The organism is Paracoccus denitrificans, from assembly GCF_900100045.1.
GTDB lineage: Bacteria > Pseudomonadota > Alphaproteobacteria > Rhodobacterales > Rhodobacteraceae > Paracoccus > Paracoccus denitrificans.
The window spans coordinates 23,805-35,261 of sequence record NZ_FNEA01000019.1 but is presented as its reverse complement, the minus strand read 5'-3'; the positions used below and the strand labels follow the sequence as shown (position 1 = coordinate 35,261).

Genomic DNA, 11,457 nt, shown 5'->3' with positions numbered 1-11,457 from the left:
CATGGACCCCGCGCTCAACGTCCTTGGCGGCAAGCTCGAGACCTGCTCGACGGCGCCGCTGACCGGATTTTTCCGCGATGGCTGCTGCAATACCGGACCCGAGGATCGCGGCCGGCATACGGTCTGCGTCATCGTGACGGCGGAATTCCTGGCACTGTCGAAATACCTGGGCAACGACCTCAGCACGCCGCGGCCGGAGTTCCATTTTCAGGGGCTGAAGCCGGGCGACCGCTGGTGCCTTTGCGCCGCGCGCTTCCTGCAGGCGGCGCAGGAATTCGCCGCGCCCGAGGTGGTGCTGGAGGCGACCCATGCCCGCACGCTGGAGATCGTGCCGCTGGAACTGCTGCAGGCCCATGCGGTCGGGCGCGAGGGTTAGCGCCCGACCTGTCGTGCTTCGCCCTGCGCCAGATAGTGCCGCACCGCGTCCACGACATGGCGAAAGCGGTCGCCGCCCAGGTGCTTGCCGCCATACCAGCGCGTCACGATCACCACATGATCGGTCAGCCCGGCGCGTTCCAGCATTTGCAGGATGATCTGGCTGGCCCCGCTTTCGCCGTCGTCGTCGCGCACCGCCTCGCCCGACAGGATCGCCGCCCAGGTGTTGTGCGTGGCCTTGGCGAAACGCTTGTTGCGCCGCAGTTCCGCCAGCAGCGCCTCGGCCTCGGCCCGGGTCCGCGCCGGCCCGCCCGAGACGGCATAGCGCGATCCGCGATCCGAGATGATCTTGTCGAAAACCTGCAAGCTCATCGACGGCGCCGGACGTAAAGCTCCAGCCGGTGGCGGACGATCTCATAGCCCATCTCGGCGGCGATCTCGGCCTGCAGCCGCTCGATGCGCTCGTTGACGAATTCCATGACCTCGCCGGTCTCGACATCGATCATGTGGTCGTGGTGGTGGCCGTCGGCGGGCTCGAACCGGGCGGGTTCGCCCTCGAATTCCAGCTTCTGGATCATGCCCTGCGTCTCGAGCGCCGAGAGCGTGCGATAAACCGTCGCCAGCGACACCCCCGCCCCCGCCGCCATGGCGCGCTGATGCAGTTGCGTCGCGTCGGGATGATCCTCGGCCGCTGCCAGCACGCGCAGCAGCGCGGCGCGCTGGCGGGTGATGCGCACGCCGGCACGGCGCAGCGCGTCCTCGAAGGCTTGGGCGCGGTTTTCGATCTCCATGCGGTTTTCTGGCCCAGATGCGAAGAAATTGCAACTGGCTTGACAGTTGAGAATGGTTCGCAGATAACGGCAGCAGAACGAAGCCCAGAGCACAAGAATCGGACCATGAAGCGCAGAACATTCCTGACCGCCGCCCTTGCCGGGCTTGCCGCCCCCGCCATCGTCCCCGGGCCTGCCCGGGCGCAGGCGGGCAAGCTCAAGGTGGCGACCACCTTCACCATCATCGCCGACATGGCGCGCAACGTGGCGGGCGACCGGGCCGAGGTGGTCTCGATCACCAAGCCCGGGGCCGAGATCCACAATTACGAGCCGACGCCCAGCGACCTGATCGGCGCGCGCGACGCTGGCCTGATCCTGCGCAACGGGCTGAACCTGGAACTGTGGTTCGAGCAGTTCCTGCGCAACCTGGGCGACCTGCCCTCGGCCACGCTGACCGATGGGATCGAGCCGATGCCGATCTCGGGCGGGCATTACGACGGCAAGCCCAACCCCCATGCCTGGATGGCGCTGGATACGGCGCTGGTCTATGTGGACAATATCGCCGCCGCCCTGTCCAAGGCCGATCCCCAGGGCACCGGCAGCTATCGCGCCAATGCCGGCCGCTACAAGGGCGAGATCGCGCGGACCATCGGCCCGCTGCGCGACGCCGCCCGCGCCCTGCCCGAAGAACGGCGCTGGCTGGTGACCTCGGAAGGGGCGTTTTCCTATCTGGCGCGGGATTTCGGCCTGCGCGAACTGTTCCTGTGGCCGATCAACGCCGATGCGCAGGGCACCCCCCAGCAGGTGCGGCGCGTGGTCGATGCCATCAGGCAGCACGACATTCCGGTGGTGTTTTCGGAAAGCACCGTCTCGGACCGGCCGGCCAGGCAGATCGCGGCCGAGACCGGGGCGCGCTATGGCGGCGTGCTTTACGTCGACAGCCTGTCCGAGCCGGACGGGCCGGTGCCGACCTATCTGGACCTGCTGCGCGTGACTTCGGAAACCATCGTCAGGGGGCTTTCCGATGCCTGACGCCCCCGGCATCGAGGTCTCCGGCCTGACGGTGGCCTATCGCAACGGCTTCACGGCGCTGCGGGATGCAAGCTTCACCGTGCCGCAAGCCTCGGTCACGGCGCTGGTGGGGGTGAACGGTTCGGGGAAATCCACGCTGTTCAAGGCGCTGATGGGTTTCGTTCCGGCCGCCGCCGGCAAGGTGCGGGTGCTGGGCATGACCGTGCCGCAGGCGCTGCGCCGCAACCTGATCGCCTATGTCCCGCAGGCCGAGGAGGTGGACTGGACCTTTCCGGTGCTGGTCGAGGACGTGGTGATGATGGGCCGCTATGGCCATATGGGCTTTCTGCGCCGCGCGCGGCCCGAGGACCGCCGCGCCGTGGACGAGGCGCTGGCCCGCGTGAACATGCAGGACTTCCGCCACCGCCAGATCGGCGAGCTTTCGGGCGGCCAGAAAAAGCGCGTCTTCCTGGCGCGGGCGCTGGCGCAAGGCGCCTCGGTGATCCTGCTCGACGAGCCCTTTACCGGCGTGGACGTCAAGACCGAATCCGCGATCATCAAGCTGTTGCAGCAGATGCGGGACGAGGGCCGGGTCATGCTGGTCTCGACCCATGACCTCGGTTCGGTGCCGGAATATTGCGACCGGGTGGTGCTGGTGAAGAACACCGTGCTGGCCCATGGCCCGACGGCCGAGGTCTTTACGCCCGAGAACCTGCGCCTGGCCTTTGGCGGCGTGCTGCGCCATTTCGTGCTGGGCGCGCGGCATCTGCATGCGGACGACGATCCGCGCGCGCTGACCGTGCTGTCGGACGACGAGCGCCCGCTGGTCTTTTACGACGACAAGCAGCGCAGCGCCCGCGAAGAAGAGGCGGCGCCGAAATGATCCGCACGCTGCTTGTCCCCTTTGAATACAGCTACATGACCGACGCGATCTGGGTCTCGGCGCTGGTCGGCGGGGTCTGCGCCTTCCTGTCGGCCTATCTGATGCTCAAGGGCTGGTCGCTGATCGGCGACGCGCTGAGCCATTCCATCGTGCCGGGCGTCGCCGGCGCCTATATGCTGGGCCTGCCCTTCGCGCTGGGGGCGTTCCTGTCGGGCGGGCTGGCCGCGCTGACCATGCTGTTCCTGAACAAGCGCACGGGCCTGCGCGAGGACGCGATCATCGGCCTGATCTTCACCGGCTTCTTCGGGCTGGGGCTGTTCATGGTCTCGCTCAACCCGATGGCGGTCAGCGTGCAGACCATCACCATGGGCAACATCCTGGCGATCACGCCGGGCGACACGCTGCAACTGGCGCTGATCGGCGGCATCTCGCTGCTGATCCTGGCGGCGAAATGGCGCGACCTGATGGTGGTGTTCTTCGACGAAAGCCATGCCCGCACCATCGGACTGAACCCGCAGGCGCTGAAGGTGCTGTTCTTCACCCTGCTTTCGGCCTGCACGGTCGCGGCGATGCAGACCGTCGGCGCCTTCCTGGTCGTTGCGCTGGTGGTGACGCCGGGCGCCACCGCCTATCTGCTGACCGACCGCTTTCCGCGGCTGATCCTGATCTCGGTGGCGATCGGCTCGCTCACCTCGGCGCTTGGCGCCTATGTCTCGTTCTTCCTCGACGGTGCGACCGGGGGGGTGATCGTCTGCCTGCAGACCGCGATCTTCCTGGCCGTCTTCCTGCTGGCACCGAAGCACGGGCTTTTCGCCGCCCGCCGCCGCGCCCGCGCCGCATTGAAGGAGGCCGCGTGATGGACTGGCTGACGATGCCGCTTGCCTTTCCCTTCATGCGCGATGCGGCGCTGATCGGGCTGATGATCGCCCTGCCCGCCGGGCTTCTGTCCTGCTTCCTGGTGCTCAAGGGCTGGTCGCTGATGGGCGACGCGGTCAGCCATGCCGTGCTGCCCGGCGTGGTGCTGGCCTATGTCGCGGGCCTGCCGCTGATCCTGGGCGCCTTTCTTGCCGGCATAAGCTGCGCGGCCCTGACCGGCTGGTTGCAGGACAACAGCCGCGTCAAGGCCGATACCGTGCTGGGCGTGGTCATGTCGGGCATGTTCGGGCTGGGAGTGGTGCTTTACACCGCCATCCAGACCGACCTGCACCTGGACCATATCCTGTTCGGCAACATGCTGGGCGTCGGGCCGGAGGACTTGCGCCTCGCGGGCAGCATCTCGGCGCTGGTCGGGCTGGCGCTGATCCTGAAATGGCGCGACTTCGCGCTCCTGGCCTTCGACCCGGTACAGGCGCGGGTCTCGGGGCTGGCGCTGGCCGTGCTGAACTACGGGCTGCTGGCCATGATCTCGGCCACGGTCGTCGCCATGCTCAGTTCCGTCGGCATCATCCTGGCGGTTGCGCTGCTGATCGCGCCGGGGGCGGTGGCCTTTCTGGTCACGCGGCGGCTGCCAGTGATGCTGGCCACATCGGTCGCAGTCGCGGCATTCGCCGCGGTCAGCGGGGTCTGGGCCAGCTTCTGGCTGAACAGCGCGCCCGCGCCGACCATCGTGCTGGTGCTGACGGCGCTGTTCGTGCTGGCCTTCCTGTGGCGCAACATCGCCACGCGGCGGGCGCAGGGGGCGGACTAGTCAGGGAGGCGGGCTAGTTCAGGGGGGCGGACTAGACTGTCCGCCCGCCATCGACTTCGAGGATGACGCCGGTGATGAAATCGGCCTCGTCCGAGGCAAGGTAAAGCGCCGCATTGGCGATGTCGCGCGGCTGCGACAGCCGCCCCAGCGGGATGGTGGCAAGGAAGCGGGCGCGGTTCTCGGGCGTGTCCTCGCAGCCCATGAACCGCTCCAGCATCCCGGTCTCGCCCATCACCGGGGCGATGGCGTTCACGCGGACGCCCTCGGGCGCCAGTTCCGCCGCCAGGCTGCGGGTCAGGGTGTTCACCGCGCCTTTCGAGGAGTTGTACCAACTCAGCCCCGGACGCGGCCGGATACCGGCGGTCGAGCTGACATTGATCATCACCCCCTGCCCCCGCTCGCGCCAATGCGGCAGCACGGCATGAGTCATGTGAAAGATCGACAGCACGTTGATGTCGTAGATCTTGCGGAACGCCGCCTCGTCCGTGTCCAGCAACGGGCCGTTCGGCGTGGTCCAGCCGGCATTGTTCACCACGATGTCGAGGCTGCCGAAGGCGTCGCGCGCCTGGGCCACCGCCGCGCGGACCTGATCGCCCCGGCTCACGTCGCAGGTGATGGCAGGCCCGCCGATGCCCGAGGCCACCGCCTTGGCCGCCTCGCCGTCGATGTCCAGCACCGCCACCCGCGCGCCCTCGCGCGCGAAGGTTTCGGCGATGCCGCGCCCGAAGCCCGAGGCGCCGCCCGTCACCAATGCCGTCTTGCCCTGAAGCCGCATGATCTCTCTCCCTTTTTATGCGAATTTTATGCGAAACGATGAACCACGGTTTTCAGCCGCGAGAATTCGTGAAGCGCGATGAAGCCCTTTTCGCGACCATGGCCGGATTTGCGCACCCCGCCGAAAGGCAGCTCGATCCCGCCCCCGGCGCCATAGCCGTTGATGAAGACCTGCCCGCAGCGCATGGCCCGCGCCATCCGCGCCTGCCGGTCGCCGTCGCGGGTCCAGATGCCGGCAACCAGCCCGTATTCGGTGCCGTTGGCGATGGCCACGGCCTCGGCCTCGGTGTCGAAGGGGATGGCGGCCAGCACCGGACCGAAGATCTCTTCCTGCGCCAGCGGGCTTTCGGGATCGACCGGGCCGAACAGCGCCGGCGCGACGTAAAAGCCGGCCGCGGGCGCGTCCTCGGCGATGGTCCCGCGCGCGATCAGCGGGGCTGCGGCCTCGGCGACATAGCGCTCGACCCGCGCCTTCTGCCGGGCCGAGATCAGCGGACCCAGCAGCGCGCCCTCGGCCGGACCGGCCACGACCGCGCCGAAGCGTTCGGCCAGCATCGCCGTCAGCCGCTCCCAGATGCCGCGCTGGATCAGCACGCGCGATCCGGCCGAGCAGGTCTGGCCGCCGTTCTGCACGATGGCATTGACGATGACCGGGGCCGCAGCCTCCAGATCGGCATCGTCAAAGACGATCTGCGGCGACTTGCCGCCCAGCTCCAGCGTGCAGGGGATATGGTTGCGCGCCGCCGCGATCCCGATCGCCTGCCCGACCTCGGGCGAGCCGGTGAAGCTGATGAAATCGACGCCGGGATGCTCGGACAGCGCCCGCCCCGCCACCTCGCCGCGTCCGGTGACGATGTTGATCGCGCCGGGCGGAAAGCCGGTCTCGGCCGCCAGTTCGCCGATGCGCAGGATGGTCAGGCAGGCATCCTCGGCCGGCTTGGTCACCGTCGCGTTGCCCATGGCCAGCGCCGCACCGACCGAGCGCCCGAAGATCTGCACCGGATAGTTCCAGGGGATGATATGGCCGGTGACGCCATGCGGCTCGCGCAGCGCCATCACGTCATAGCCGTTCAGGAACGGGATCACCTCGCCATGCAGCTTGTCCGCCGCGCCGCCGTAATATTCGAAATAGCGCGCCAGGGCCGCCATGTCGGCGCGCGACTGGGCGATGGGCTTGCCGTTGTCGCGGGTTTCCAGCTGCGCAAGCGCTTCCGCCTCGGCCTCGATGCGCAGGGCAAGGCGCAGCATCAGCCGGCCGCGCTCGGCAGCGGTCAGGCGCCCCCAGTCGCCCTCGAAGGCCAAGCGGGCGGCGCGGATCGCCGCATCCACGTCCTCGGGGCCGGAATCGACAATGGCGGCAAAGGGCTGGCCGTCGATGGGCGAGATCATCGCCATCTCGCGCCCCGAGGCGGCAGGTCGCCATGCGCCGCCGATCAGGTTCAAAGCCGGCGGCAGGATCGGATCGTGCTGCATTCTTGCCTCTCTTCCCGGCGGGATTCGCCAGCCCGCAGCGTGACGGCGCCGAGCGCGGGACGCAAGGCTGGCAAATGCGGTCCGGGCCGTTAAGCTGGCCCCGGAACAGCAGCCGAGGCCCGCAATGAGCAAGCAACCCAGCGCCCATCCCGACGATCCGCATTACGTCAGCCGCATGGGCTGGCTGCGCGCCTCGGTGCTGGGGGCGAATGACGGCATCGTCTCGGTGGGCGCGCTGATCGTCGGCGTGGCGGCGGCCGATCCGGGGCGGCAGGCGATCCTGATCGCGGGAACGGCCGGGTTGGTCGCGGGCGCGATGTCCATGGCCATGGGCGAATATGTCTCGGTCAGCTCGCAATCGGATACCGAGCGCGCCGACATCGCCCGCGAGCACGAAGCCCTGCGCGAGATGCCCGAGGAGGAGTTGCACGAACTGGCCGCGATCTACGAATCGCGCGGCATGACGCCCGGCACCGCCTTGCAGGCCGCGCGCGAGGTGACCGAGCATGATGCGCTGGCCGCCCATGTGCGCGACGAGCTGGGGCTCAGCGAGGCATCGAACGCCAATCCGCTGCAGGCGGCGCTGGCCTCGGCCGCGACCTTCAGCGTCGCGGCGGCGGTGCCGCTTTTGGCGGCGATCATGGCGCCGGGGGGGCAGGTCGTCGCCAGCGTGCTGGTCGCGGTGGTGGTCGCGCTGGCGGTGCTGGGCGCGCTGGGGGCCTGGGCCGGCGGCGCCCCGCCCGGGCGGGCGGTGCTGCGGGTGATCCTGGGCGGCGTCTTCGCACTGGCGGTCACCGCCGGCATCGGCAAGATCTTCGGCGTGGCGGTCTAGGTTTCGCGCGCGTAGCCGGTGCTGGCCGCGATCAATGCCCGGGCGTAGTCGCCCTCTGCCGCGCCAGCGCGCAGGCGGGCGGCATCCATCTGCTCGACGATCCGGCCCTCGCGCATCACCGCCAGCCGGTCGCACATATGCGCCACCACCGCGAGGTCGTGGCTGACCATGACATAGGTCAGCCCCCGCTCGGCCCGGATGTCGCCGAGCAGGTTCAGGATCTCGGCCTGCACGCTGACATCCAGCGCCGAGGTCGGCTCGTCCAGAAGCAGCAGCTTCGGCTCGGCCGCAAGCGCCCGGGCGATGGCGACGCGCTGGCGCTGCCCGCCCGAAAGCTGGTGCGGATAGCGAAAGCGGAAGCCCTGCCCCAACCCGACCTGGTCCAGGAGCCGGGCGATGCGCTGGTCGATGCGGTCCATGCCTTGCAGGTACAGGGTTTCCGACAGCACCCGGTCCACGGAATGGCGCGGATGCAGGCTGGCATAGGGGTCCTGGAACACCATCTGCACCGTCTTGTGGAAGGCGCGCGAGCGATGGCGGCCGGCGATGGCTTCCCCCGCCACGATGACGCGGCCCGACCATGTGTCGATCAGCCCGGTGATGGCGCGCAGGATGGTCGATTTGCCCGAGCCGCTTTCGCCGACGAGACCGAAGCTTTCGCCCTGCGGGACGGTGAAGCTGGCGGATTTCACCGCATCGACGCGTTCGGGCGCGTGGCCGAACCAGACATCCAGATTCTCGACCGTCAGCATGGGTGGCACCGGGGCGGATGAGTATTTGGGGAACGAAGAAGCGGCATCACGGGGTTTCCGCCGGCAGGGCGTCGCGCCAGCCCTCTTGCCTTTGCAGGACCGCGAGGCGCTCGACAGGGCGGTCGAGGCGCGGCAGGCTGTTCAAGAGGCCCTGCGTATAGGGGTGCTTCGCGGCGTGCAGGTCGCGGGCGGGCAGTTCCTCGACCACGCGGCCGGCATACATGATGAGGACGCGATCGCAGAACTGCGCGACCAGGTTCAGGTCGTGGCTGATGAAGATCAGCCCCATGCCGCGGGCGCCGACCAGCCGGTCCATGATGCGCAGCACCTCGTTCCTGACCGAGACGTCCAGCGCCGATGTGGGCTCGTCCGCGATCAGGATCTCGGGGTCGGGGGCCAGCATCATCGCGATCATGATGCGCTGGCCCATGCCGCCCGAGACCTCGTGCGGATAGGCGTGAAAGACCCGCTCGGGGTCGCGGATCTGCACCGCGGCCAGCATCTCCAGCGCCTTGTCGCGGGCGGCGGCGCGGCTCTTGCCGGTATGCAGGCGGTAGCCCTCCATGATCTGCCGGCCCACGGTCATCACCGGGTTCAGGCTGAACTTGGGGTCCTGCATCACCATGCTGATGCGCGAGCCGCGCAGGCGGCGCATGCGGGCCTCGGGCAGGTTCAGGATCGACTCGCCGCCCAGTTCCATGCGCTCGGCCTCGACCCGCCCGGGCGGGCGGACGAGGCCGAGGATGGCGCGGCCGGTCATCGACTTGCCCGAACCGCTTTCGCCCACCACGCCCAGCCGTTCCCGGCCAAGGTCGAAGCTGACACCGCGCACCGCCTCGAACATGCCCGAGCGGGTCGGGAAGGAGACGCGGAGGTTCCGAACCGAAAGCAGCGGGCTCATTCCCTGGCTCCCTTGGGGTCCAGCACGTCGCGCAGCCCGTCGCCGAGCAGGTTGAAGGCCAGCGACACGACAAAGATCGCCATGCCCGGCATGGCCGCCACCCACCAGAAATCCAGGATATAGCTGCGCCCGTCCGAGATCATCGCCCCCCATTCCGGCATCGGCGGTTGCGCACCAAGGCCAAGGAAGCCCAGCCCGGCGGCGGAGAGGATGATCCCCGCCATGTCCAGCGCCACCCGCACGATCAGCGAACTGACGCAAAGCGGCCAGACATGGCCGATCAGCAGCCGCAGCGGCCCTGCCCCCTGCAACCGGGCGGCGGCGATGTAGTCGGCATTGCGGATGGTCAGCGTCTCGGCCCGCGCCAGGCGCGCATAGGGCGGCCAGGAGGTAAGGGCCAGCGCCAGGACCGCGTTGCCGATGCTGGGGCCGAGTGCGGCGACGAAGGCCAGCGCCAGGATCAGCTTGGGGAAGGCCAGGAAGATGTCGGTGATGCGCATCAGCACCTGGTCGACCCAGCCGGCGGCGAACCCCGCGACCGTGCCGACGAAAAGCCCGATCACCGGCGCGATCAGCGCCACCGTGCCGACGATGAACAGCGTCACGCGCGAGCCAAAGATCAGCCGCGACAGGATGTCCCGGCCCAGTGCATCGGTGCCCAGCCAGTGCTGCGCCGAGGGCGGCCGCAGCCGCTCGGCCAGGTTCTGGGCATAGGGGTTCTGCGGTGCGATCCAGGGCGCGAAGGCGGCCACCAGCACCAGCAGGACCAGGATCGCCAGCCCGACCATGGCAAGCCGGTTGGCGCGAAAGGTCAGCCAACCCTGGTAAAGCGCCCCCAGCCGAGCCTGCCGCCGGGTCTGCGGCGCGTCGGACAGAAGCCATGCGCGTGTGGTCTGGGTCATTTCGCCCTCGGGTCCAGCAGGCGGTAGAGGATATCGGAAAGCAGGTTCAGCGCCACGAAGCAGGTGCCGACCACCACGGTCCCGCCCAGCACGGCGTTCATGTCGCCCGCCAGCAGCGCCTTGGTGATATACTGGCCGATGCCGGGCCATGAGAACACGATCTCGGTCAGCACCGAGCCCTCCAGCAGCGAGCCGAAGCTCAGCGCGATCACCGTGATCAGCGGCACCAGGATGTTGCGGAAGGCATGGCCCCAGATCACCCGGCCCTCGGAAAGGCCCTTGACCCGGGCGGTGACGACATATTCCGCCGAAAGCTGCTCCAGCATGAAGCTGCGGGTCATGCGGCTGATATAGGCGAGGCTGAAATAGCCCAGCAGGCTGGCCGGCAGCACGATATGGCTGAAGGCGTCGCGAAAGGCGGCCCAGTCGCCGGCGACCAGGCTGTCGATCAGGATCAGCCCGGTGACCGTGGGCACCATGCCGTCATAGATGATGCCCTGCCGGCCCGGCCCGCCGACCCAGCCGAGGATGCCGTAGAACAGCAAAAGCCCCATCAGCCCCAGCCAGAAGATCGGCATGGAATAGCCCACCAGCGCCACCACGCGGGCGACCTGGTCGATCCAGCCGCCCCGGCGCGCGGCGGCGACCACGCCCAAGGGCACGCCCACGCAGACGCCGATCAGCGTGCCCAGCGTCGCCAGTTCGACCGTCGCCGGAAACACCCGCAGCAGGTCCTGCGCCACCGGATGCCCGGTCGAGATCGAGCGGCCGAAATCGCCCCGCAGCACCTCGGCCATGTAGCGCAGGAACTGCTGCCAGATCGGCTTGTCCAGCCCCATGGCCTGATAGGCCGCGTCGTATTGCGCCTGGGTCGCGCGCTCGCCCACCACCTTCAGCACCGGGTCGATCGGCATGATGCGGCCGATGACGAAGGTGACCAGCAGCAGGCCCAGCAGCGTCAGCGCGAGCGACAGGGCGATGCCGGCAAGGCTGCGAAGCCTCCGGCCCAGCCGCGCCCGGCGGGCCGATGGCATGCCGCCGGCCGGGGGCGGCACGCCCTGTCCCGGCGGACCGAGGATGTCGGGCTGGGCCACGCC

General features: G+C 68.9%; 14 protein-coding genes. 6 read left to right on the top strand and 8 right to left on the bottom strand.

From position 1 onward, the window contains the following. The first annotated feature begins 1 nt into the window (after position 1). Complete coding sequence (locus tag BLT64_RS16895) at positions 2-376, top strand: DUF2237 family protein (RefSeq protein WP_011747585.1); 375 nt, start codon at positions 2-4, stop codon at positions 374-376. Here the strand turns inward: BLT64_RS16895 and BLT64_RS16890 are convergent. Continuing rightward, entirely contained in the window at positions 373-747 is a 375-nt protein-coding gene (locus BLT64_RS16890) for a YigZ family protein (protein WP_011747584.1), read from the bottom strand. The two genes, BLT64_RS16895 and BLT64_RS16890, sit on opposite strands and share 4 nt — an antisense overlap. Continuing rightward, on the bottom strand, positions 744-1,166 hold the full coding sequence (locus BLT64_RS16885) for a Fur family transcriptional regulator (RefSeq protein WP_011747583.1): 423 nt from the start codon (positions 1,164-1,166) through the stop codon (positions 744-746). The genes BLT64_RS16890 and BLT64_RS16885 overlap by 4 nt, the downstream gene beginning before the upstream one ends. Before the next feature lie 105 nt (positions 1,167-1,271). Between BLT64_RS16885 and BLT64_RS16880 the strand changes: the two genes are divergently transcribed. Genes BLT64_RS16880 through BLT64_RS16865 form a run of 4 tightly spaced genes read left to right on the top strand, consistent with a single transcriptional unit; the run spans position 1,272 to position 4,726 of the window. Beyond that, positions 1,272-2,177 carry a metal ABC transporter substrate-binding protein gene (locus BLT64_RS16880; RefSeq protein WP_011747582.1) on the top strand — a complete coding sequence of 302 codons (906 nt, stop codon included), beginning with the start codon at positions 1,272-1,274 and terminating at the stop codon, positions 2,175-2,177. Next, positions 2,170-3,039: a manganese/iron ABC transporter ATP-binding protein gene (locus BLT64_RS16875; RefSeq protein ID WP_011747581.1), complete on the top strand. Its 870-nt coding sequence runs from the start codon at positions 2,170-2,172 to the stop codon at positions 3,037-3,039. Before BLT64_RS16880 ends, BLT64_RS16875 begins: the two co-directional genes overlap by 8 nt. Continuing rightward, positions 3,036-3,896, top strand: a complete 861-nt coding sequence (locus BLT64_RS16870) for a metal ABC transporter permease (RefSeq protein ID WP_011747580.1) — start codon at positions 3,036-3,038, stop codon at positions 3,894-3,896. Before BLT64_RS16875 ends, BLT64_RS16870 begins: the two co-directional genes overlap by 4 nt. Next, a complete protein-coding gene (locus BLT64_RS16865; protein ID WP_011747579.1) occupies positions 3,896-4,726 on the top strand; it encodes a metal ABC transporter permease in 831 nt (276 codons plus the stop codon). The genes BLT64_RS16870 and BLT64_RS16865 overlap by 1 nt, the downstream gene beginning before the upstream one ends. 31 nt (positions 4,727-4,757) lie before the next feature. Here BLT64_RS16865 and BLT64_RS16860 read toward each other — a convergent pair whose 3' ends face one another. Continuing rightward, on the bottom strand, positions 4,758-5,501 hold the full coding sequence (locus BLT64_RS16860; protein WP_011747578.1) for an SDR family oxidoreductase: 744 nt from the start codon (positions 5,499-5,501) through the stop codon (positions 4,758-4,760). A gap of 26 nt (positions 5,502-5,527) precedes the next feature. Continuing rightward, positions 5,528-6,973: an aldehyde dehydrogenase family protein gene (locus tag BLT64_RS16855; protein ID WP_011747577.1), complete on the bottom strand. Its 1,446-nt coding sequence runs from the start codon at positions 6,971-6,973 to the stop codon at positions 5,528-5,530. 124 nt (positions 6,974-7,097) lie between these two features. On the opposite strand from BLT64_RS16855, the gene BLT64_RS16850 reads away from it, so the two are divergent. Continuing rightward, a complete protein-coding gene (locus BLT64_RS16850; protein ID WP_011747576.1) occupies positions 7,098-7,805 on the top strand; it encodes a VIT1/CCC1 transporter family protein in 708 nt (235 codons plus the stop codon). On the opposite strand, the gene BLT64_RS16845 is transcribed toward BLT64_RS16850, so the two are convergent. Genes BLT64_RS16845 through BLT64_RS16830 form a run of 4 tightly spaced genes read right to left on the bottom strand, consistent with a single transcriptional unit; the run spans position 7,802 to position 11,394 of the window. After that, the gene (locus BLT64_RS16845; protein ID WP_011747575.1) at positions 7,802-8,557 is read right to left on the bottom strand and encodes an ABC transporter ATP-binding protein; all 756 of its coding nucleotides are present in this window, start codon (positions 8,555-8,557) and stop codon (positions 7,802-7,804) included. The two genes, BLT64_RS16850 and BLT64_RS16845, sit on opposite strands and share 4 nt — an antisense overlap. Before the next feature lie 46 nt (positions 8,558-8,603). Further along, positions 8,604-9,458 (bottom strand): ABC transporter ATP-binding protein, encoded by an 855-nt coding sequence (locus BLT64_RS16840; protein ID WP_011747574.1) that lies wholly within the window; start codon positions 9,456-9,458, stop codon positions 8,604-8,606. Continuing rightward, positions 9,455-10,360: a nickel transporter permease gene (nikC, locus tag BLT64_RS16835; protein WP_011747573.1), complete on the bottom strand. Its 906-nt coding sequence runs from the start codon at positions 10,358-10,360 to the stop codon at positions 9,455-9,457. The genes BLT64_RS16840 and nikC overlap by 4 nt, the downstream gene beginning before the upstream one ends. After that, entirely contained in the window at positions 10,357-11,394 is a 1,038-nt protein-coding gene (locus BLT64_RS16830; protein ID WP_041530144.1) for an ABC transporter permease, read from the bottom strand. Before BLT64_RS16830 ends, nikC begins: the two co-directional genes overlap by 4 nt. Between the last annotated feature and the right edge of the window lie 63 nt (positions 11,395-11,457).

Excerpts from the sequence above, each read along its gene's own strand:
- BLT64_RS16895 (WP_011747585.1), top strand. The coding sequence starts at position 2 with ATGGACCCCGCGCTCAACGTCCTTGGCGGCAAGCTCGAGACCTGCTCG.
- BLT64_RS16890 (WP_011747584.1), bottom strand. The coding sequence starts at position 747 with ATGAGCTTGCAGGTTTTCGACAAGATCATCTCGGATCGCGGATCGCGC.
- BLT64_RS16885 (WP_011747583.1), bottom strand. The coding sequence starts at position 1,166 with ATGGAGATCGAAAACCGCGCCCAAGCCTTCGAGGACGCGCTGCGCCGT.
- BLT64_RS16880 (WP_011747582.1), top strand. The coding sequence starts at position 1,272 with ATGAAGCGCAGAACATTCCTGACCGCCGCCCTTGCCGGGCTTGCCGCC.
- BLT64_RS16875 (WP_011747581.1), top strand. The coding sequence starts at position 2,170 with ATGCCTGACGCCCCCGGCATCGAGGTCTCCGGCCTGACGGTGGCCTAT.
- BLT64_RS16870 (WP_011747580.1), top strand. The coding sequence starts at position 3,036 with ATGATCCGCACGCTGCTTGTCCCCTTTGAATACAGCTACATGACCGAC.
- BLT64_RS16865 (WP_011747579.1), top strand. The coding sequence starts at position 3,896 with ATGGACTGGCTGACGATGCCGCTTGCCTTTCCCTTCATGCGCGATGCG.
- BLT64_RS16860 (WP_011747578.1), bottom strand. The coding sequence starts at position 5,501 with ATGCGGCTTCAGGGCAAGACGGCATTGGTGACGGGCGGCGCCTCGGGC.
- BLT64_RS16855 (WP_011747577.1), bottom strand. The coding sequence starts at position 6,973 with ATGCAGCACGATCCGATCCTGCCGCCGGCTTTGAACCTGATCGGCGGC.
- BLT64_RS16850 (WP_011747576.1), top strand. The coding sequence starts at position 7,098 with ATGAGCAAGCAACCCAGCGCCCATCCCGACGATCCGCATTACGTCAGC.
- BLT64_RS16845 (WP_011747575.1), bottom strand. The coding sequence starts at position 8,557 with ATGCTGACGGTCGAGAATCTGGATGTCTGGTTCGGCCACGCGCCCGAA.
- BLT64_RS16840 (WP_011747574.1), bottom strand. The coding sequence starts at position 9,458 with ATGAGCCCGCTGCTTTCGGTTCGGAACCTCCGCGTCTCCTTCCCGACC.
- nikC (WP_011747573.1), bottom strand. The coding sequence starts at position 10,360 with ATGACCCAGACCACACGCGCATGGCTTCTGTCCGACGCGCCGCAGACC.
- BLT64_RS16830 (WP_041530144.1), bottom strand. The coding sequence starts at position 11,394 with ATGCCATCGGCCCGCCGGGCGCGGCTGGGCCGGAGGCTTCGCAGCCTT.